Origin of the sequence: Kiloniella sp. EL199 (genome assembly GCF_900313065.1) — a bacterium.
In the GTDB taxonomy this organism is placed as follows: domain Bacteria; phylum Pseudomonadota; class Alphaproteobacteria; order Kiloniellales; family Kiloniellaceae; genus Kiloniella.
Window position 1 is genome coordinate 114,862 of sequence record NZ_OMPU01000004.1, and the last position, 21,259, is coordinate 136,120.

The 21,259-nt window shown below is 45.1% G+C and carries 21 protein-coding genes; 14 read left to right on the forward strand and 7 right to left on the reverse strand.

Going from position 1 to position 21,259, the window contains the following annotated elements:
• The first annotated feature begins 25 nt into the window (after positions 1-25).
• From D9A03_RS01235 to D9A03_RS01260, 6 genes are all read left to right on the forward strand, one after another.
• A complete protein-coding gene (locus D9A03_RS01235; RefSeq protein WP_120495419.1) occupies positions 26-595 on the forward strand; it encodes an RNA polymerase sigma factor in 570 nt (189 codons plus the stop codon).
• A complete protein-coding gene (locus D9A03_RS01240) occupies positions 592-1,395 on the forward strand; it encodes an anti-sigma factor (RefSeq protein WP_120495420.1) in 804 nt (267 codons plus the stop codon). Before D9A03_RS01235 ends, D9A03_RS01240 begins: the two co-directional genes overlap by 4 nt.
• A gap of 166 nt (positions 1,396-1,561) precedes the next feature.
• The gene (locus tag D9A03_RS01245; protein ID WP_120495421.1) at positions 1,562-1,966 is read left to right on the forward strand and encodes a tellurite resistance TerB family protein; all 405 of its coding nucleotides are present in this window, start codon (positions 1,562-1,564) and stop codon (positions 1,964-1,966) included.
• Between the two features lie 76 nt (positions 1,967-2,042).
• On the forward strand, positions 2,043-2,714 hold the full coding sequence (locus D9A03_RS01250) for a VOC family protein (RefSeq protein ID WP_120495422.1): 672 nt from the start codon (positions 2,043-2,045) through the stop codon (positions 2,712-2,714).
• A 94-nt stretch (positions 2,715-2,808) separates the two neighbouring features.
• Positions 2,809-3,867 carry a COX15/CtaA family protein gene (locus tag D9A03_RS01255; RefSeq protein WP_120495423.1) on the forward strand — a complete coding sequence of 353 codons (1,059 nt, stop codon included), beginning with the start codon at positions 2,809-2,811 and terminating at the stop codon, positions 3,865-3,867.
• 29 nt (positions 3,868-3,896) lie between these two features.
• Complete coding sequence (locus D9A03_RS01260) at positions 3,897-5,000, forward strand: GTP-binding protein (protein WP_120495424.1); 1,104 nt, start codon at positions 3,897-3,899, stop codon at positions 4,998-5,000.
• A gap of 11 nt (positions 5,001-5,011) precedes the next feature.
• Here the strand turns inward: D9A03_RS01260 and D9A03_RS01265 are convergent, their stop codons facing one another.
• The 5 genes from D9A03_RS01265 to D9A03_RS01285 form a co-directional block, all read right to left on the reverse strand.
• On the reverse strand, positions 5,012-7,219 hold the full coding sequence (locus tag D9A03_RS01265; RefSeq protein ID WP_120495425.1) for an EAL domain-containing protein: 2,208 nt from the start codon (positions 7,217-7,219) through the stop codon (positions 5,012-5,014).
• A 133-nt stretch (positions 7,220-7,352) separates the two neighbouring features.
• Positions 7,353-7,622 (reverse strand): hypothetical protein, encoded by a 270-nt coding sequence (locus tag D9A03_RS01270; RefSeq protein ID WP_162937913.1) that lies wholly within the window; start codon positions 7,620-7,622, stop codon positions 7,353-7,355.
• Between the two features lie 219 nt (positions 7,623-7,841).
• Positions 7,842-8,435 (reverse strand): biotin transporter BioY, encoded by a 594-nt coding sequence (locus tag D9A03_RS01275; protein ID WP_120495427.1) that lies wholly within the window; start codon positions 8,433-8,435, stop codon positions 7,842-7,844.
• Between the two features lie 202 nt (positions 8,436-8,637).
• Positions 8,638-9,630: a glycerophosphodiester phosphodiesterase gene (locus tag D9A03_RS01280; protein WP_120495428.1), complete on the reverse strand. Its 993-nt coding sequence runs from the start codon at positions 9,628-9,630 to the stop codon at positions 8,638-8,640.
• The gene (locus D9A03_RS01285; protein WP_120495429.1) at positions 9,630-10,097 is read right to left on the reverse strand and encodes an NUDIX domain-containing protein; all 468 of its coding nucleotides are present in this window, start codon (positions 10,095-10,097) and stop codon (positions 9,630-9,632) included. The genes D9A03_RS01280 and D9A03_RS01285 overlap by 1 nt, the downstream gene beginning before the upstream one ends.
• A gap of 340 nt (positions 10,098-10,437) precedes the next feature.
• Between D9A03_RS01285 and D9A03_RS01290 the strand changes: the two genes are divergently transcribed.
• From D9A03_RS01290 to D9A03_RS01315, 6 genes are all read left to right on the forward strand, one after another.
• Positions 10,438-11,676, forward strand: a complete 1,239-nt coding sequence (locus D9A03_RS01290; protein ID WP_216825350.1) for an ABC transporter substrate-binding protein — start codon at positions 10,438-10,440, stop codon at positions 11,674-11,676.
• Positions 11,652-13,433, forward strand: a complete 1,782-nt coding sequence (locus tag D9A03_RS01295) for an ABC transporter permease (protein WP_254054951.1) — start codon at positions 11,652-11,654, stop codon at positions 13,431-13,433. Before D9A03_RS01290 ends, D9A03_RS01295 begins: the two co-directional genes overlap by 25 nt.
• Before the next feature lie 8 nt (positions 13,434-13,441).
• Entirely contained in the window at positions 13,442-14,128 is a 687-nt protein-coding gene (locus tag D9A03_RS01300; RefSeq protein ID WP_120495431.1) for an ATP-binding cassette domain-containing protein, read from the forward strand.
• A gap of 206 nt (positions 14,129-14,334) precedes the next feature.
• Positions 14,335-14,727 carry a Co2+/Mg2+ efflux protein ApaG gene (gene apaG / locus D9A03_RS01305; RefSeq protein ID WP_120495432.1) on the forward strand — a complete coding sequence of 131 codons (393 nt, stop codon included), beginning with the start codon at positions 14,335-14,337 and terminating at the stop codon, positions 14,725-14,727.
• Positions 14,728-14,779: 52 nt separating this feature from the next.
• On the forward strand, positions 14,780-15,388 hold the full coding sequence (gene folE, locus D9A03_RS01310; RefSeq protein ID WP_047765473.1) for a GTP cyclohydrolase I FolE: 609 nt from the start codon (positions 14,780-14,782) through the stop codon (positions 15,386-15,388).
• Positions 15,389-15,551: 163 nt separating this feature from the next.
• Positions 15,552-17,072 carry a TrkH family potassium uptake protein gene (locus D9A03_RS01315; RefSeq protein WP_371682933.1) on the forward strand — a complete coding sequence of 507 codons (1,521 nt, stop codon included), beginning with the start codon at positions 15,552-15,554 and terminating at the stop codon, positions 17,070-17,072.
• A 25-nt stretch (positions 17,073-17,097) separates the two neighbouring features.
• On the opposite strand, the gene D9A03_RS01320 is transcribed toward D9A03_RS01315, so the two are convergent.
• The gene (locus D9A03_RS01320) at positions 17,098-17,739 is read right to left on the reverse strand and encodes a response regulator transcription factor (RefSeq protein ID WP_120495433.1); all 642 of its coding nucleotides are present in this window, start codon (positions 17,737-17,739) and stop codon (positions 17,098-17,100) included.
• Positions 17,736-19,130 carry a cache domain-containing protein gene (locus tag D9A03_RS01325; protein ID WP_120495434.1) on the reverse strand — a complete coding sequence of 465 codons (1,395 nt, stop codon included), beginning with the start codon at positions 19,128-19,130 and terminating at the stop codon, positions 17,736-17,738. Before D9A03_RS01325 ends, D9A03_RS01320 begins: the two co-directional genes overlap by 4 nt.
• A 285-nt stretch (positions 19,131-19,415) precedes the next feature.
• Between D9A03_RS01325 and D9A03_RS01330 the strand changes: the two genes are divergently transcribed.
• On the forward strand, positions 19,416-20,510 hold the full coding sequence (locus tag D9A03_RS01330) for a TRAP transporter substrate-binding protein (protein ID WP_120495435.1): 1,095 nt from the start codon (positions 19,416-19,418) through the stop codon (positions 20,508-20,510).
• 205 nt (positions 20,511-20,715) lie between these two features.
• Positions 20,716-21,258, forward strand: coding sequence for a TRAP transporter small permease subunit (locus D9A03_RS01335; protein ID WP_120495436.1), 543 nt, complete (start codon positions 20,716-20,718; stop codon positions 21,256-21,258).
• Position 21,259 lies beyond the last annotated feature (1 nt).

Sequence of the window (21,259 nt, forward strand, 5' to 3'; positions counted from 1 at the left end):
CGACAGACCAAAGGCCAAAGCCATTATGGACGAGTTTCTTGATCAACTGACAAAGTCTATCCCTGTTCTCAGGCGATATGCTTATGCATTGGTCAAAGACTCGTCCAAGGCTGATGATCTGGTTCAGGACTGTCTAGAAAGAAGTTTGACAAAGCGGCATCAGTGGAAAGGCCAAGGGAGCTTAAAGCCTTGGCTATACAGGATTTTAAGTAATATTCATCTAAATCATTATCGACAAAGCAAAACCAATCCTATCCATTTACCAGCTGAATTGAATGAGAGAACATCAATGGGCCTGGGCACAGATACAACGTCACAACAACTGGATCATCTGTATTTACGAGATCTAGATCAAGCAATAACCCAACTGCCTGATGATCAGAAACAGGTTCTTTTACTTGTTGCCTTAGAAGGCCTAAGCTATTCGGAAGTCGCAGCAATTACACAAGTACCTCTTGGCACCGTAATGTCACGCCTTTCCCGGGCAAGAGAAGCTTTGCGAAAATCGACAACAACACAGTCCCCAACGAAAGAACCACTTGTCAGGACAGATGATAAATCCGTAAGAAAACCCGCGATCAGGAGAATAAAATGAGCAAGAACAGATTTGAGGGCTCAGAACTTCTCCACGCTTATGTTGACGGAGAACTGAGTTTAGAAGAAAAACTACGCGTCGAACAATGGCTCGAAACGCATCCTGATGACGCCCGAATGGTTGCTGAGTGGCAAAAACAAAACCAGGGCCTGAATGATCTTTTTGCCACCAAAATCAATGAGCCAGCCCCGGAAACTCTCTCGGTCGGCACCGATTCTCATCAGCCACTTTCCCAAAACAGCACCCTGCCTTCGCTCTTGCCTCAAATTGCAGCATCCTTCCTGATACTCGCCCTTGGCGTTGCTGGTGGCTGGTTTGGACGAGATTATCTCAACAACTTAACAGCCGAACAAACCATCAACCTGGCCACGCATCAAAGCTTTGCCCAACCAGCTATGGAAGCTCATTGGATATACACCCCCGAAGTTCGCCACCCTGTTGAAGTCGCACAAAACGAAGAAGATCATCTTGCCAAGTGGCTTTCTTACAGACTTGAAACACCGCTCACCATCCCGGACCTCACAGCACAAGGCTTTGATCTGATGGGTGGTCGCCTCTTACCTTCAGGAACCGGGCCCGCTGCGCAGTTTATGTATGAAAGCAAAGAAGGCAGCCGTATTACCATCTATCTCAGCAAGTCGTTTAGCAACACCCCGGCGGAGGCTGCATTTCATTTCAACCAAGCCGGATCAACACGCGCATTTTATTGGTATAGCGGTAATCTGGGCTACGCTGTTATCGGGGATATTGAACGGAATAAACTGTTTACAATTGTAAATGATGTCTATCAGCAACTTTGAATGAAAAAATAACGCCCCTTTTCAAGAGTTTCTAGGGACTTATTCATCAAGACTGTTATAGTAATGGAAAAGCTATTGAAATTTACCGCGCTTCTTCTCAAGTAAGATGTTCAGTATTTCAGATATTAAATATAATGTTTATACACGTTCATAAGGAAGTGTCTCAATGACCGATTATCGTTCTGCCTTGGTCTATGTAATGGTTCTTACATCTGCAGCTGACAGCGACATGACTGATTCAGAGCTATCAACGATTGGTGAAATCGTAAAATTCCTGCCTGTCTTCAAGGGTTACAATCCAGAAGATCTTCCGATGGATTCTCGTGAGTGTGCGAATCTTCTCGAAGGCGAAGATGGCATTGACCGTGTCCTTGATAAAGTTGTCGCAGCTCTGCCGGAACACCTCAGAGAGACAGCTTACGCACTAGCGCTGGAAGTGGTTGCCGCAGATGGCATTGCCAGTCAGGAAGAGTTACGTCTTTTGGAAATTCTACGTCATACACTTGATATCGAACGCCTTGCTGCCGCGGCAATTGAACGTGGCGCCCGCGCCCGCTATATGCACGCCTAAGTTTTTCATTACCTGAATTGATAAAAAGGGAGGCCCTTCGCCTCTCTTTTTTCTTCCCCAAAAAACGCTTTTGTCCATGCTTGAGATTGATCATCTTTTTGTCTTCGTAGAACCTCCCAAAGAGGGAGACACACCTGCCGAGGGCTTTCTTCTCGAAAAAGCTGGTTTAGTGGAAAGTTATCGACGCAATCATCCCGGACAAGGCACGACAAACATCTGCTATTGCTTTAACAATGCCTATATCGAACTACTATGGGTGAACGACGTCATAGACATCACAAGTTCCCTGATCAAAGGCACAAAGCTATTTGAACGTTCACAGTGGCAAGAAACAGCAGCCTCACCATTTGGTATTGCCCTTCGTCCGGAAATACCTTGTGACACATGGGATTATCGCCCTCCCTATTTGCCATCAGATATGTCAATTCCTGTGGCAACAACAAGTCTTGATGCTCGCCAACCCTTTATTTTCCAGTCTCCCGGTGGCAAACAACCTGATCATTGGCGCGACCAAAAACCCCTGCAACAAAACGCCCCCATTGGTTCACACACCATCTCATCTATATCTTTGGATATTCCTGAAAACTATCCAGCAAACATCAACTTGGACATGCTGGAGAGACAAGAGCTAATTCAAGTAAATCGTGGCAGACATTCGCACAAGATGGCCCTGTCACTTACAGACAAGAATGGCCAAGTAACTCATTATCTGGATCTCCCGAGTTGCCGTGTCACGAAAGTTCTTTAACAGACAATCTGTACCCCCGTGATTTCTACTATTGATACCCACCGAAATCCTTATATAAGACCTATATAGAACTACCCTTTTCGGCAGACACAGCATGATATCTGACACACGACAACAAGATCGCCCCATTGCCTTCTGGCTTTTGCTTTGCTGCGGAATGATTCTGGCGATGGCCGTGATCGGGGCCATCACCCGCTTAACCGAATCAGGTCTGTCAATTATGGTGTGGGAACCTTTCAAAGGCATTCTACCGCCAATGAATCAAGCTGAATGGGAACGTATGTTTGATATCTACAAACAAATTCCCGAATACCAGCAAGAAAACCTGGGCATGAGTCTGGAAGAGTTTAAAAGCATTTTCTGGTGGGAATTCATCCATCGTCTATGGGGCCGTGCTATTGGTGTTGTTTTCCTATTGCCTTTCCTATGGTTCCTGATCAGAGGAAAAATCCGAAAACCGCTTATTCCCCATTTGATTCTAATGTTTATTCTTGGCGGACTGCAGGGTGGTTTGGGATGGTATATGGTGGCCAGCGGCTTTGCAGACAGGACTGATGTCAGCCAGTACCGATTAACCGCACACCTGTTAATGGCCTTTGCCATTTACGCCTACATCTTCTGGATAGCTATCGGCTTATTACTTCCGCTTCCAAGCAGGAACTCTGCCCTATCAAGCGCAAAGCTACACATAGCGCTTTGTCTTATTCCTATACTCGTCACCATAACAATTGCTTCCGGTGGTCTTGTTGCCGGCCTCAATGCAGGCATGATTTACAACGATAGTTTTCCGTTTATGGGCGAAGGCCTGATGCCTGAAGCTTATAACTTTCTATCTCCTTGGTATTTAAATTTTTTTGAAAATGTAGAAGCAGTTCAATTCAATCACCGAGTATTAGCAGTATCAACATTCTCAATTACTTTGATTGTTTGGGCTTGGTCAATAATACTAAAGCGATCTTCAGCATTGGCTTATGCCCTTAATCTTTTAGTTCTAGCCTCATTCTTACAAATAGGACTAGGTATCGGTACACTTGTCATGGAAGTACCCATCTCATTGGCAGCCATGCATCAGGCCGGTGGCCTCTTGTATCTTACCGCCAGCCTCTATGCTCTCTATGTTGTGCGCCGGGATAAAAACCCCGCACTCTTTTAAAATTTATTGGCTTTTAAGGTTTACTGGATATGTCAGATTATAAATTTCAGGTTCACGATATGGACATCCCCGATGAACCGCTTGCCATCTCTGTTCTGACAGGTTTTCTCGGAAGCGGTAAAACCACTCTGTTGAAAGAACTATTACAACACCCTGATATGGACGAGACAGCCGTTATTGTGAACGAATTCGGTGAAATCGGATTAGATCATCTATTGGTGGAAAACTCTACGGAAGACATCGTCCTGATGAACAGCGGTTGTCTTTGCTGCACGGTACGCGGAGACTTGGTCGAAACAATCAGAAAGCTTTATAAACAACGCTTGATACAGGAAGTGCCAGCCTTCAAACGCATTGTGATTGAAACAACTGGCCTCGCAGATCCTGCACCAATACTCCAGACTTTAATGTCGGACCCTTTTTTAAGTGATCGTTTCCGATTGGATGGTGTTATTGTAACCGTTGATGCCATCAATGGGACAGAAACATTAAACAACCATCAGGAATCGATCAAACAAGCTGCCGTTGCGGATCGTCTTCTCCTGACCAAAACAGATCTTTCCAAAGACGGTGATTTTGGCGCTATTCTCGCCCGCCTCAAAGAACTGAATCCAACAGCCAGTGTCTTTAAAACATCAAAGGGTCAAATTGATCCTGCACAGCTTTTCAACGCTGGCCTCTATAATCCGGAAACGAAATCACTGGATGTACAGAACTGGCTCAAAGCAGAAGCCTTTGAGGACAGTCATCATCACTCTCACGAACACACACATGACCACCACCATCATGATCATAGTCATGATGTCAACAGACACGATGACAAGGTCCATGCTTTCTGCCTGACACATGACAAACCACTCGACTGGGATCAGCTTAATTCTTGGGTGGATATGCTCATCACGCTATACGGCAGTAATTTGCTTCGTATAAAAGGCATACTTAATATTGAAGGCGATCAGAACCCCATCGTCATCCATGGAGTTCAGCATATTTTCCACCCACCAGTAATGTTAGAAAGCTGGCCGGATGATGATCACCGATCAAAAATTGTCTTCATCGTTAGAGATTTGAAACAGGAAATGTTCGAAGATACCTTCAAAGCCTTCATAGAACAGAATCAAGATCTAATCTAAAGAATACAGGTTTAGCTTGCCATATTTTTAAACCGATCTGTTCCCTCTGCAGTACACCATCTGAGGAAGTCTTCGGCAGGCATTGGCTTGGCAAAGAAATATCCCTGTGCTTCTTCACAACCACGTTCCTTGAGAAACAGCATGTGGGATTTTTCTTCCACACCCTCAGCAAGAACTTTGGTTCCCATCGCGTGTGCCATGGATATAATCGCGGCTGTAATCGCAGCATCATCCTGATTTTGATCCAGTTTCAGCACAAACGATTTGTCAATTTTCAACTTATCAACCGGGAATCGCTTCAGATAAGAAAGCGAAGAATACCCCGTACCGAAATCATCAATGGCCAAATGCACTCCAAGTTCAGCAAGACTATTCAGGATACGATCAGCTTCTCTAAAATCAGCCATAATTGCTGTTTCGGTAATTTCCAGTTCCAAACATCCAGGGCTAACCTGTGTAAACTCCAGAACTTCAGCCACCTTATGAACAAAATCGGCCTGCCTGAACGAAATGGCAGACAAGTTAATCGCAACACGAATACCGGGCAAAAGGCTTTGCCACTCTCTGGCCTGTGTACAGGCCGTTGTCATTACCCAATCCGTTATAGGATCAATCAAACCAGTTTTTTCCGCAATGGGAATAAAGCGATCCGGGCTGACCATACCTTCACTGCTATGCCAGCGGATCAGGGCCTCAGCTCCTATCAAGCGACCGGTCTGAAGTTCAATTTGGGGTTGGTAGTAAAGCTCAAATTCATCCTTGTCCAACGCAGCACGAAGCAAGTGTTCTATCCGGCTACTTTCTTCCAGATTCTTTTTTAAACTACTATCAAAGAACGTGTAGGTTGACCGCCCTTTGTGCTTTGCCTGATAGAGCGCCATCTCTGCATGCCCTAGAAGCTCTGTCGCCGTTGATCCATGTTCAGGAGCAATGGCAATGCCAACACTACATCCGGAATAAACCTCTTTGTCACTCAGAAAGAAGGCCTTACCCATCCGCATAAGGAGCCGTTGTGCACAGTATTCTGCATCAACCTTTTCTTCAATTGGCAACATAAGGGCAAACTCGTCTCCACCCAAGCGAGCTAAATGAGCACCCGGTACCAACTCTTCTTTGAGCAACCCTGCAATCTGGCGCAAAAGCTGATCACCGGTTTCGTGCCCAAAGATGTCATTAAGATCTTTAAAATGATCCAGGTCCATCACAAGAACAGCGCAATGTTTTTGCGAACCGCACGATTCGTTATTATTTTGCAGAACAGGGGCTTGATCAACGCAATGTACAAATTGCATACGATTACCAAGTCCGGTTAAAGCATCATGATATGTCATGTGCTCAACTGTTTCCTGCGCTTCAATACGAGCTTTGATCTCCTGGGTCAGTTCTTGCGTACGCTCTGCTACCTTTCGCTTCAACCCCCCTTGGATACGAAGAAGTTCTTCTTGTCGCAACAACAAATCATTAATATCTTTGGCTTCGATTAAATACCCGCCACGTCCACCATGACGAAACCTTGAAACAAACATCTCTACCCGGAGTTCACTTCCTTTCAGGCCGATGAGTTTCAATGGGAAAGCCTGTGTTTCTTCGGAGAGAACGCTGAAATCTTGATTAAAAACAGACTTATAATCCGGGTGAACAAATTCTGAAAAAACCTTGCCAAGAACTTCTTCATCACTTTCACCTTCAAGTAACTTCAACCCGGCAGGGTTCATGTAACTGATACCTTTGTCATCGCAAATACATAGGAATGAAAGAGCAGCATCCTTTAAAATGCGTTGAGACATCTCACTTTCAACTAAAGCGGCGGCATTTTTTTTGGCAAGAGAAAAATCCTTGCCATAAAGGATAATAGTATCCTGTTCAGCTTCAATGACGGAATCTGCGTAAAACATGATTTCATGCTGGCTATTGTTCAACCCGACCAGTTTCAATGGAAAATCAGTCTTGCCGCTTTCAATCAATCCATGCCAAATTTCATCAAAAACATCATGGTAGTCGGCATCAACAATATCAATAACTGCTAGAACAGATTTGTGATCAGCGTCATCATAACCAAGCAGACGACACCCGAAAGTGTTGCAAAAAACAACTTTCTGATCCCGTACTAAAAGGGCTAAATCAGGTAATGCATTAAGGATTTGCCGAATATCTGTATTCAAATCTTGTTTAATGGCGATCACAGAAGAAGCCATCCATCCCATCATAATTTCTGCCATCTTTTATGGCAGACGTCAAAAACTAGAAAAAACTCTATTCAATCTTCTTTCCTAGGCTACCAAAATGACTCTTACTGGAATGTAAACATCAGCACTATTTACTGATTTTTTTGATAATAAAAATTACTTTTCGTTATTCAATATGATTATTCGGTCCACGATCTCTGAAATATTTAATCAGGAAATTAATCGCGACGATAGGTAAGACCAGACCGGCGCCTAAAAGAATATAGTGTCCGCCCCAATCGACAAGCTCGGCAGCTGAATCAACAACCTTTTGAAAATTATCAACTATCCAATTCAAGAGCCCCAATGCATCTGTGTTGAAGGCAGCCAGAACAACACCAACAACAAAACAGAGAAGTACGATCTGAATAATGCGGCCAACCATGTTATTCCCCATACAATCCTTGATCCCGTCAAGAATTTCGTATTGTAAGCAAATTCGATAAATCAGCTATTTTCTAGAATCTGAAAACTCACAGAGCAAGGACAATCAACAAGATCATTATCCGTTTCGATAAAAACAGGCTGTTGTGATTTAAACTACTGAATTGAAAAGAGCGTCATTCTCACGAAGAAAACAACGCTCTTGAACTCTATTCCAAAACGGTAAAATCGATTACTTTCGATTCCCCAGCAATTTCCATGTCGTTGGCAGCAAAAGAGAAGCTAGGGCCAACTTAACGGCATCACCAATCAAGAAAGGGAACATCCCCCATTCCAACACTGGCTTATCCCAACCAACAATAGAACCAAGCCATAAAATACCGAAAGTATAAACCACAGCATTGCCAAGAATCATTGCAACAGCTGTTGAAATATAATTACGATCCCATCCCTTTTCAGCTAACCAGCCAAGTAAGACAGCAGCAAAGAAGAAGCCGAGCAGATAGCCCCCTGTTGTTCCCATCATATAGACAAGACCCAATCCTTTTTCTGGCGTTCCAGAAAAGACAGGAAGCCCCATTGCTCCCTCAAAGAGGTAAAGCATGATCGTCAGGCCGCCAAGGCGCCATCCATAAGCCATACCAATCATAAAGACCACAGTGGTCTGCATAGTCATTGGTACGGGATAAAAGGGGATTTGAATTTTAGCTGACGCCCAAAGAGCAAGGGATCCAACAAGTACCATCAACACCTTTGTTAAAAGACTGGAATAAGAACCAACAAGGTGCTGACCCAGTGTCAGGTGAGCGTTCTGTACCGAGAGCATCAACATGCCTCCTGCAAAATAATCATCTATTTATCGAGTAACACAAACAAAAGAATCGATAATCTCGTTTGGACTCTAACAAGCTCTATACATATAAGAAAGGCGCAATTCTGCAGGTATGAATTGGTAAAGATGCCTCAGAGGTACTCTAGATTCCCCCCATTTCATACCCGTATAACAAAATATTGTATTATTCTTTTACTTAGGGGAATTGTAGATTGGGATAATCGGTAATAATACCATCCACCCCCATTTTCACTAACAGTGCAAAATCTTCGCGATTATTGACCGTCCAGGGAATGACTTTCAGGCCTTGTTCATGAGCTTCATTCAACAGCTCAGATGTAAGTTCCCGATAGAAAGGTGACCAGACACTTCCCCCGGCAGACTTAACCATCTTGGGAACACTGCCCTCATAGTCATCAATGTCAAAATCTGCTGTCCAGCCACTGGTCCCGTCTTGCCCCATGGCAATGTTATCCAGCCATTTTTGTTGAGCAGTCAAATAAACAGTCGGAATATCAGACGCCTCTTTCTGCACAATCTGGAGTGTTCGCCAATCAAATGATTGAATAGAAACGCGATCTTGCATGTTGTATTGTTCAATAACCGTAAGAAGAGCCTTCGCAAAATCATCCGGTCCTACTGTAGCTCTCGGTAATTCGGGATTAATTTTGGTTTCAATATTAAAGCGAACGGTTTCATTGTCCGATTTTTTAACCAACTCAAAGAGATCAGCCAGCTTGGGAATAACCTGAAATTCTTCAGATTGTTGACGAGAAAATCGTTCGGCGTATTTGGTTCCCGGCCTTAATTTACCCACATTAAATTGTGCGATTTGATCGTAATTCATTGTCATTAAAACAAGGAATTTGTCCTCAACCCATTTACCACCTGAATCTCGGGTTATATTAGGGTTTAGATAGGCATCATGATGAATAACAACAACCCCATCTTTGGTAACACCAGTATCAAGTTCAAGCGTTGTCACCCCAAACTCCAGCGCCTTGGAAAAACCAGCCAGGGTATTTTCCGGTGCCAAACCACGGGCGCCACGATGCCCTTGCAGATCAAAATTTTCTTTAGCCCCGAGATCAAGGAGATTGAGCGAGACAGTTTCAGCACCTGCAACCTGCCCAAAACCAGACATAAAACATAAAACAACAGCCCCAAGAGTGATCTTTTTCCAAAACATCAGTTCACTCTGACAGGTTGTTCGACTGGCTGTCCGATTGATTTGTTCTCATCAAAATTCAGAACAAGTACCTGACGAGTTAAAGGAGCAACTTTCATGGACCCCAGATTTCGCGGATCAATCCAGATCGCCTGTTCAATTTCTGCCTGCGGCCCGACAGAAGTATCGCTTTTGATATAAAAAACGTCTGCTTCAACAGCTGCGTGTTCTTCATTTGCTGCCGGAGCTGTAAATTTCCCCAGAAAACGACATTCAGCGCGGTCAAACGTAAAGCCAAGTTCTTCACTGAGTTTACGCTCCAGCGCGACCAACGGTTTTTCACCCGCTTCAATTTTCCCGCCAGCTTGCATGAAAAAAGACATCCCCCGCTTTCGAACCAGAAGCATCTTTCCATGACGATTACCGATCACAGCAGCTGCAATCCTGATTACTTCCGACGTTTCATTATTATTTTCCCGGGAACTCATCAAGGAACTTTCTTCTGAATTAAATAGTTATGCTAACGAATGGTAACTTCGTTAGTCTGAAAGCAAAAAATAACTGTGGAGCGAGTGAAGGGAGTCAAACCTGCGTCATGTTAATATTGAACTACACCTGTAATTATGTTGTACATATTGAACTTATAGTCTTACCTCTCGCCGAGGTGTATGACAAATTATCATCATTTCAAGTTGTTCATCCGACATAAAACCCTCGTGATCAGAGATACTTGAGGCTGACAAAGCAACTTTTGATCTATACCTTTGCGATAATTTAACAAAACAAGAAGCAATCAGCTTGCTGCCGATTTCATAAATGAGGTTATCTATGGGGATCAAAAAGACTTTCACTTCCGCCGTTCTTTTAGCAGGATTTATTTTCAGCTCATCAACAGCACAAAGTGTTCTTGCTCAGGATAGCGATCTGCCTAATCAGGACTGGTCAAAAATTGAAGCCAAAGCCGCGGGACAAACCGTTTATTGGAATGCCTGGGGTGGCAGTGAACTTATTAATGAGTACATTGCCTGGGTTGGCAAACGGGTTTGGGAAGATAATAAAATCACCCTTAAACACGTCAAAGTTACGGACACCGCAGATGTTGTCAGCCGGGTTCTTGCCGAAAAAACCGCCGGTAAAAACACCGAGGGCTCTGTAGATCTCGTCTGGATTAACGGTGAAAACTTTGCCTCGATGAAAAAGAACGAGCTTCTATTTGGTCCCTTCACAGAAAATCTTCCGAGCTATCATCTTGTGGATATCGAAAACAAAGCCACCACAACAACGGACTTCACAATTCCGGTTGATGGTCTGGAAGCGCCATGGGGAATGGCGAAGTTTAACTTCATCTATGACAGCGCCCGTGTAAAGAATACACCAAACTCTGCAACAGAACTCTTAACGTGGGCCCAGAACAATCCCGGACGTTTTACATATCCATCACCACCAGACTACTTGGGGTCTACCTTTCTAAAACAGGTTCTTGTTGAATCTGTTCAAGATCCAGAAATCCTTCGAGAAGAAGTAACCGACGAGGCCGAGTTCAAAAAAACTACCTCAGCTTTATGGAGCTATCTTGATCGGATGCACCCGGCTCTCTGGCGTGATGGCAAACAGTTTCCGGCAAGCAGTTCGGCACAACAGCAACTGCTGGATGACGGCGAAGTCGATATTCACCTCTCTTTCAATCCAGGATCAGCATCTTCCCTTATCAAATCAGGTGAACTGGCACCAAGCGTGAGAACCTTTGTTTTCGGCAAGGGAACAATTGGGAATACCCACTTTGTTGCCATTCCTTATAATTCATCCAGTAAAGAAGCCGCGATGATTGTTGCCAATTTTCTGATGAGCCCGGAAGCACAGGCCCGTAAACAAGATCCGCAGTACTGGGGTGATGATACTGTTCTTTCTATCGCAAAACTGTCACCTGAAGATAAAAAGACATTTTCTGAAATTGAATTGGGTGCTGCGACACTGTCTCCGCAAGATTTAGGGCCAACCCTGCTGGAACCACACCCAAGCTGGATGGAACGCATCGAAAAAGAATGGCTGACGCGATACGGACAATAAACTGTATTATCCGTAAGCGAATACGATACTATCAAGCCATGACAAAACCTTTCAATTCAGCTCTCGGCGTTCTTTTTAGCTTGCGTACTGTGCCTGTGCTGACACTTATGGTTTTTCTACTACCCGTTCTCGCTGGCTTTCTCAGTACCGTTCTACCAGCCTTTGGATACTTGCCCGTCATCGGGCAGGTATCTTTCAATATAACTGCATGGATACAACTTTTTGACCATCCAGCGTTACACAGTGCCCTTCTCACATCTGTAAGCAGCGGGATAATAGCAACACTTCTTTCCTTGATATTATCGTTGTCTTTTGTCGCAGCGTGGCAAGGAACAAACAGCTTTGAAAAAGCACGTCAGCTTCTGGCCCCAATTCTTGCTATTCCACATTCAGCACTCGCCATTGGTCTTGCGTTCTTCATCGCCCCAAGTGGCTGGATCGCAAGAGCGTTTTCTCCCTGGGCAACAGGATGGGACCGCCCTCCAGATGTTGCGATTATCCATGATGAATGGGGGTTATCCCTCATTCTTGGTTTGATGATCAAAGAAACACCCTACCTGTTGCTGATGATATTGGCCGCACTGGATCAATCACAAGCAAAGCAACGCCTCAAGCTGGCTAAAACTTTGGGATACCACCCCGTTTCAGCATGGGTAAAAGGTGTCTTGCCTATCATCTACAAGCAAATTCGTCTTCCCATTTACGCCGTGCTTGCTTTCTCCCTTTCCGTTGTTGACATTGCCCTTATCCTTGGCCCCACAACACCGCCAACATTATCAATACTAGTTCTTCGATGGTTCAACGATCCTGATTTGAGCTATCGAACAATCGCCGCTGCCGGGGCATTGCTTCAGCTTCTTGTTGTTGTCAGCACAATTTTCCTGTGGTGGACCGCAGAGAAAACAATATCCCGGTTGAGCAGACGTTGGTTAACAAATGGTAAAAGACCTCTGGCTGAAAGATCTGTTCGGATACTCTCCAAAGTATCATTAAATAGTATTTTTATTTTGTTTTTTGGCAGCCTACTTGTCATAGTTCTCTGGTCCTTCACCCGTAGATGGAGATATCCGGATTTTGTACCATCGGTCTGGAGTACACAAAATTGGAACCGCAATATACATGACCTGTTGTGCAGCAGTTCCTCGACCCTGATTATCGGCTTGATTAGTTCTTTTATTGCAGTTGTTCTCGTCGTTGCGTGCCTTGAAAATGAGAAACGTCGGGGAAAGTCAGCGGGGTCAGGAGCTCTATGGTTGGTATATTTACCGCTTATGATACCACAGGTTTCTTTTCTTTTTGGCGTACAGGTTTTGACAATAAAGACGGCAATTAACGCCAGTTGGCTTGCAATAATCTGGAGCCACCTTCTCTTTGTTCTTCCCTATGTTTTTTTATCCCTTACAGATCCTTATCGACAACACGATGATCGCTATATCAAAGTAGCCCTTTCCATGGGGATAAGTCCTGCACGTGCTTTTTGGCGTATAAGATTGCCAATGTTACTCAGACCATTGCTTTTTGCGCTCACAATCGGTTTTGCTGTTTCAGTTGCTCAATATCTACCCACTCTCTTTGTCGGCGGCGGGAGATTCTCTACTTTGACAACCGAAGCCGTTAATCTCTCGGCAAGTGGAAACAGACGCATTATTGCTGTTTATGCGTTGCTTCAGGCCTTGTTACCCTTGTTATGTTTTGCGGTTGCATTGGCTTTACCAAATATTGTCTTTCGTAATCGTCGTGCCCTGAAAGGACATTAAGTTACACAATGAAACAGAAAACCTTTCAACAGGCTTCAATTTCTGCAACGTCGGCCCCTTCTCTCCATATAAAAGAGCTTACGCTTTCGTTGGGAGGAGAGCGGCTCTTTTCAAAAATATCTCTGAGTATTTTTCCGGGGGAAATTGTAACTATAATGGGGCCAAGCGGTTGTGGAAAATCAAGCCTGCTTGCTGCAATCAGCGGAACGCTAGAAAGGGATTTCTCTCTCGAAGGTCAAGTTCTTCTGGATGAACTCAATCTCATAAACTTGCCACCGGAAGAACGTCACATAGGTATGCTTTTCCAAGAAGACCTCCTTTTCCCTCACATGTCCATCAACGAGAATCTGGGTTTTGGGATTCCCGCTCATGTGAAAGGAAAAAGAGAGAGAAATACTTTAATCATTCAGGCTCTTAACGATGCCGGATTGTCGAAGTTCGGAAACCGTGACCCGGCAACTTTATCTGGCGGACAGCGTGCACGAATTGCCGTTCTGAGAACGCTACTCTCTCAACCACGCGCACTCTTGCTTGATGAACCTTTCTCCAAACTTGATGCTGAATTACGCGCCCGTTTCCGTAATTTTGTCTTTCGTCACGCCCGCGCCAACAACCTGCCAGCACTTTTGGTGACTCATGATCCTGATGATGCCAAATCAACAGGTGGAAGAATCATTCAAATATCCGATTTTTAGAACCAATTTTCCGAATACTTTTCATCATTATTTGTACAAACAATACAAAGAAGGGATTGCTTTCTGGTGATATATTTATATTAACAGTCATCTCACAAAGTGATATTAGATTTTTTTAATAACAGAATACCATCTTGATTTTTGCTCTCGCGACAGAAACGAGATAAAAGCTTCCACGTTTTAGGATAGCTTAGGAGCCCGTGTTCATGTATAGCCAGACAACCCGGTCTATAACGGTAACAGTAACACCGACTTTTCTTGAAGATCAGTCGTCACCTACTGATGACCATTATGTCTGGGCGTATCAGGTTCAGATAGAGAATACAGGTAATGAAGCCGTCACCCTTAAAAATCGCTATTGGCGGATTACTGATTCAATGGGACGTATCCAGGAAGTCAGAGGTGCAGGTGTGGTTGGTGAACAACCTCTCTTGAAACCCGGTGAAAGTTTCGAATACACAAGCGGGACGCCCCTTTCTACTGCCTCAGGGATCATGTGTGGTAGTTATGAGATGGAAGACCCAAGCGGGGAACTGTATGACGTACTGGTTCCTCCCTTTTCACTGGACAGCCCTTACGAGATCGCGCGTCCAAATTAAAACAACCCTTCTTGCGGAATATGCCCGGAAGAAGCTTTAAGGATTACAGTCCGTGAGTGACAAAGATAGCAAAGTCATCCGCCCTTCACGCGATGAAGCACTGGCCGCTGTTGAAACCCTTCTTCGCTGGGCCGGCGACGATCCGACCCGCGAAGGTCTGCTGGGCACGCCAGATCGCGTGGTACGTAGTTATGAAGAGTTTTTTGCTGGCTATAATGTAGAGCCAAGAGAACTTCTGGAACGCACTTTTGAAGAAGTCGAGGGATACGACGAGATTGTACTGCTCAGAGACATCCGTTTTGAATCTCACTGCGAACACCATATGGCACCGATTATCGGTAAAGCACATGTAGCCTATCTGCCCAATAATCGTGTGGTTGGCATCAGTAAGCTTGCCCGCGTTATTGAAGCCTATGCAAAACGATTGCAGATTCAGGAAAAGATGACGGCACAAGTGGCAAACGCGATTAACGAAGTACTTCAACCCAAAGGCGTCGCGGTTGTTATTGAAGCCGCGCACCAGTGTATGACCACACGCGGTGTCCACAAGTCAGGTGTCACAATGGTAACCAGCCGCATGCTCGGCCTGTTCCGGACCAACCCGTCAACGAGACGAGAGTTCCTGTCTCTGATTGGAAACCCTTCTTCTTCAGCATCTTAAGACAGACAAAAACACAAAGCCCCCATTAATCCGCAATGCGGATAGGGGGCTTTTGCATACCAATAAGCTTAAATTTCTGGTACTCTCCCCGAGATTTCACCCTTGGCTTTGCCCATCACCTTGAACAAAGCCAAGATCTCTTAGGCGCCATTCAGGCAACCCGATGGACGACCCCGGGAACATTTCCGACGGTATTTCATTGGTCAAAATAAACGCTATTCGACCAAAAGGTTTGAAGATGATCAAGTTCCGCCCCGTCGTCTTCGTTACAGGAATACTGCTCTCAATCATGGCCATTGCCATGATCATACCTGCCATCGTCGATGCCGCAGCAGGACACCCTGACTGGCGCGTTTTCGCGACGTCTTCTGCCCTCAGCCTTTCTGTTGGCATATCCATGGTTTTGGCAACCAACGCGACCTGGACTGCCTTTAGTCTGCGCGAAGCCTTTATTATAACAAATCTGGCCTGGCTAACCATTGCCATTGCGGGGGCCGTCCCACTCGCATTTTCGGAACTTGAGTTAAGTATCACCGACGCCTTTTTTGAGTCCATGTCGGGGATCACAACAACAGGATCCACCATTATTGTCGGGTTGGATGAAACACCTCCGGGTATTCTTCTCTGGCGTGGCATTCTGCAATGGCTTGGCGGTATCGGTATTATTGTGATGGCCGTTGCCATTCTTCCGATATTGCAAGTTGGTGGTATGCAGATGTTCCGGGTTGAAGCTTTTGAAGCTGACAAAGTTCTTCCAAAAGCAGCCCAAATTGCCGCCGCTATCGCGATCTTTTACGTCTTTATCACAATTGGTGCTGCTATCGTTTTATCTCTGTTGGGTATGAGCGGTTTTGATGCTGTCGTACACGCAATGACATCAATTGCAACAGGCGGCTTCTCTACCTACGATGCATCAATAGGACATTTTCAGGATCCGAAAATTCACTGGGCTATCAGTGCCTTTATGGTGTTGGGGTCGATACCCTTTATTCTTTACCTGCGTGTTATTCGGGGTGATTTCAAATCGTTGATACAGGATAGCCAGGTAAAAACATTTCTGATCATTCTCGGACTTTCAATTGCTCTGATCACTTACTGGCTCATCGCTGATAATGGCTATTCTTTCGCCACCGCCTTACGGCTTTCAGCTTTTAACGTCATCTCTCTGATGACCGGTAGTGGCTTTACGACTGCCGACTATGGAATGTGGGGTGGCTTTGCCCTTGCTCTGCTATTTATTCTGATGTTTGTGGGCGGCTGTGCAGGATCCACAACCTGCGGGATCAAGATATTCCGCCTGCAAGTACTCTACTCCACAGCAGAGGCACAGCTTAACCGCTTGATCCAACCGAACGGCATTTTCTTTCCAACCTATAACGGTAACCCGATCCCGGAAAATGTATCAAACTCAGTAATGAGTTTCTTCTTCCTCTTTGCCGTCAGCTTTGTCTTGCTCGCAGTTGGTTTGGGTTTCTCCGGTCTGGATTTCATTACTGCCGTTTCAGGTGCAGCAACAGCGATTGCAAATGTCGGTCCTGGTCTTGGGGAAACGATCGGCCCTGCCGGAAACTTCCAGCCTTTACCGGATAGTGCCAAGTGGCTCATGTCCGCAGGAATGCTTCTTGGACGACTGGAACTCTTCACCATTATGGTAATGATTCTCCCACGTTTCTGGCGTGGCTAAAACTATATTTCAGGAAATCATTACTTTAGCTTGAAAGCAATCCATTCTCGAGCGCGTATCGTGTAAGACCAGCTGTGGAACTGATATCCAACTTTCTTTTGATATTCTTGCGATGCGTTTCAACTGTTCGTACACTTATGTCCAATTCCAAGGCAACATGCTTGTTACTTTTTCCTTCTGCCAACAACAACAAGATTGTCTGTTCACGCGTTGTTAACGGCCCCTCCACATCATGATCCTGATATGACATCAGGATTTTAGACACGCCAGAACTAAAATAAGTTCCGCCAAGATGAACTGCTTCAATCGCGGCAACAACTTCCTGAGATGGGACATCCTTCAGCACATACCCCCTAGCTCCATAACGCAAGGCACTTGATATATACTCACGATTATTGTGCATACTAAGGATCAAGAGCTTGATCTCAGGATATTTTTCCGCAAACATCTCAGTTGCATCCAGCCCATTCAGTTCCGGCATGTTAATATCCATTAAAACAACGTCAGGTCTCAGCTCTTCGGCTTTTGCCAAAGCTTCAGTTCCTGTGGTTGCTTCTCCGATCACTTCAATGTTGTCATAAAGCTCCAGACAGGACCTTAGGCCATCCCGAACCAAAGGATGATCATCACATAGCAACACAGATATTACTGTTTGTTCATTTGTCATGATTTAATCTCGGCTTCCGTACGCAGAATACCTTTTGGAAGTGTCGCAACAATTTTTGTCCCTGATAAGGAAGATGTAATCTCCAGCTCCCCACCATGATGTTCCATACGCTCCTGCATATTTCGCAACCCAATTCCGGCGAGAGGATCTTTTTTTGTATGAAGCCCCTGAATATCAAACCCCGAGCCATTATCAGAAATTTCCAATGTCACGATTCCCTGATGCGCAGTCAACGCAATATTTACATAGTCAGCATTTGCATGACGTTCAATATTCGTCAACGCTTCCTGTGCCACTCTAAAGAGAGTTGTCTTTGCATCTTTCGGTAACAAATTTCTAAAGGTTACCGTACTGATTTTAATTTTGATATCCGTACGTTCTGAAAACTCATGCCCCAGGCTTTCCAAAGCTGGGGATAGCCCTAAATCATCAAGCAAACTTGGTCTGAGATCCCTGGAAATACGCCGAACTTCACTAATCGCAATGTTTAAAGCATTTGCCCCTTTTTCAATGGCACCGGCAACACCTTCGGTATCTTCTGTTATCCGCTGGGCTTTTTTCAATGCAATTTCATGTGCATATTTTATGGAAACCAAAATCTGGCTGATACCATCATGAAGTTCGCGTGCCACTCGCCCCCGCTCTTCTTCTTGCGTTTCAATAATACGCTGTGTCAGGTCTTTTAGCTTTCCGTCGGCCACCCGGCGTTCATGCAGATTAATGGCAATTCCTGTAATAAAAACACCGCCGACTGCCGTAAAGGTGATCACTAAAATAATTAAAGACGTTTGCTTGATACGCTCTTCAACTTCCAGCTCAAACTCAGCCACCTGCGCAATGACATCGTCAATATAGAGCCCGGTTCCCAGCATCCAGCCCCATTTATCAAGTGCAATAGCATAACTGATTTTATCTCTAATCTCTCCGCTGGAAGGCTTCGCCCAGAGATAACGATGAAAACCACCCCCCTCTTGCGCTCGGAAGATCAAATTCTGAATAACTAAATTACCTGTGGTATCTTCAAGATTCCACCAGTTCTTCCCAATCAATTCGGACTGCTTGGGATGGACCAGATTTGTTCCTTCGAAATCATAGACGAAGAAATAACCATCTTCACCGTAAGTTAGCGTCTTCAGGATTTCTTTTACTTGCGCCTTGGCTTCTTGATCACCTGCAGCTGCCGGTTCATAGATATGTCTTATGGATGTCTGTGCCAAACTAAGGTAATTGAGCAACTCCAATTTCTTGGCATTAAGCATATTTCGTTCAAATGCCGCTATCTCGTCATTAGACAGACTCTGTGTTTGATAGGTCACCAAAATGGATATGGCCGATATTGCCAATATCAAGGGAACGGTTGCAAGCAAGAGTACTTTCTGCTTTAAATTCATAAAGTTACTTTCCGTTCACCTTTTAATACATATGGGATATTTGCGACAAAATCAGACTATAGCATGCAACTTTTTGCTTTTCTCTCAGTATTAGTTGGTATTTCCGTCCCCCCACTAAACGTGATTAACTACCAACTGCTGCGAATTTAAATCCCGGACTGTTGCTGATAAACAGTCTCCAAGATTCTAGGCATAGAACCAAGCCGTCATAGAAACGGTGTCATAATAAAAATGAGAGATCTTAAAAAACTTTGAGATTATTCTTTCCAACTGGAGGCAATTTTAATGAATCGTAGAAAGTTTCTAACGGGTGCAGCTACGGGTGTAGCAGCAGGTGCTGCAGCGGCCACACTGAGCGCACCAGCGATTGCACAGGGCAAACGCGACCTGAAAATGGTAACCACCTGGCCAAAGAACTTCCCCGGTCTGGGAACCGGTGCCCAGCGTGTTGCCGATCGTATCACGGCTGCTTCCGGCGGCAAGTTGAACGTAAAACTATATGCTGCGGGTGAGCTGGTGCCACCTTTTGAATCCTTTGATGCCGTTTCCAACGGTACAGCGGATATGTATCACGCAGCCGAGTACTACTGGCAGGGTAAACACAAAGCCTTTAACTTCTTCACAGCTGTTCCTTTCGGCTTYACAGCCAACGAACTCGACGCCTGGGTACACTATGGCGGCGGTCAGGAACTRTGGGACAAGCTGTCTGCACAGTATAACCTRAAATCCTTCATGGCYGGTAACACTGGTGTGCAGATGGGTGGTTGGTACAACAAAGAAATCAATACACTCGAAGATTTCAAAGGCCTCAAGATCCGTATGCCAGGTCTTGGTGGTGAAGTTCTACGCCGTATTGGTGCAGCGGCTGTAACCCTRCCGGGTGGCGAAATCTTCCCATCMCTCGAATCAGGTGCGATTGATGCGACTGAGTGGGTTGGTCCCTGGAACGATCTGGCCTTTGGTTTCTACAAAGTCACCAARTACTACTACCAGCCAGGTTTCCACGAGCCAGGTTCCGGCCTTGCTTGCGGTATGAATAAAGATGTTTGGGAAAGCTTCTCTCCGGATGAGCAGGCCCTGATCCAGTCTGCCTGTGCTGCCGAGAACAACATGATGCTTTCAGAGTACAACGCCAAAAACGGTGACTCTTTGGATGTATTGCTCAACAAGCATAATGTTGAGCTTCGGACTTTCTCTCAGGACATCATGGAYGCTCTTGGCGCCAAGTCCGAAGAAGTTGTGAAAGAAGTCGGGCAAACGGACGATATCTCCAAAGAGATCTACGATAGCTATGTTGAATTCCGTCGCAAGGTTTCCCGCTGGACCAAACTGTCCGAGTCAGACTACACAGCTGCACGTGGCGCTGCACTGAAGATCTAACCATTGTCGGATCAGTGAAAACCAACATGAAAGAGGCCAGCCCCTGCTGGCCTCTTTTTGGATAAATAATAAGAGTAGTCATTTTACTTCACTCTTTCTCAGCGTTGCAGCATCCTTCGTGTAAGACAATCTACACGTCACTCTTCGCGCCTTGAGTAAAAGTAAATTAAAAAGACTATGATAATAGATTGATAGGGAGACTACTGTGGCAGGGTTTCTTTCCCTCGCAAAGGCCATYGATGCTTTGAACGAACGCGTCGGCCGGACTGTTTCCTGGCTGGCACTTTTTATGGTGCTCGTTCAGTTCRCTGTGGTTCTGTTGCGATATGTTTTCGGGATTGGTTCCATCTTCATGCAGGAATCAATTATCTATATGCATGGCTTTCTCTTTATGCTCGGTGCGGGTTATACCCTGTTGCACGGTGGGCATGTCCGGGTAGATATCTTCTATGGGGCAGCCAGTGAACGTAAACAGGCCTTTGTSGAYTTCTTCGGGGTGATCTTTTTCCTGCTCCCKGTTYTGGCACTGATCCTGATCTATGGGTGGCCCTATGTSGCAGATTCCTGGTCCATTTTCGAATCTTCCAAAGAGACCAGCGGTATCCCCGCAGTCTATATTCTCAAAAGCTCGATCATTGCCTTTTGTGCCCTGATGGCTTTGCAAGGTATTTCCATGGCCATTCACGCGCTCGCCATTATCAAAGGCGCTGAACATAAGGCCGCAGAAGACGGCCCGGGAGTAATATAGT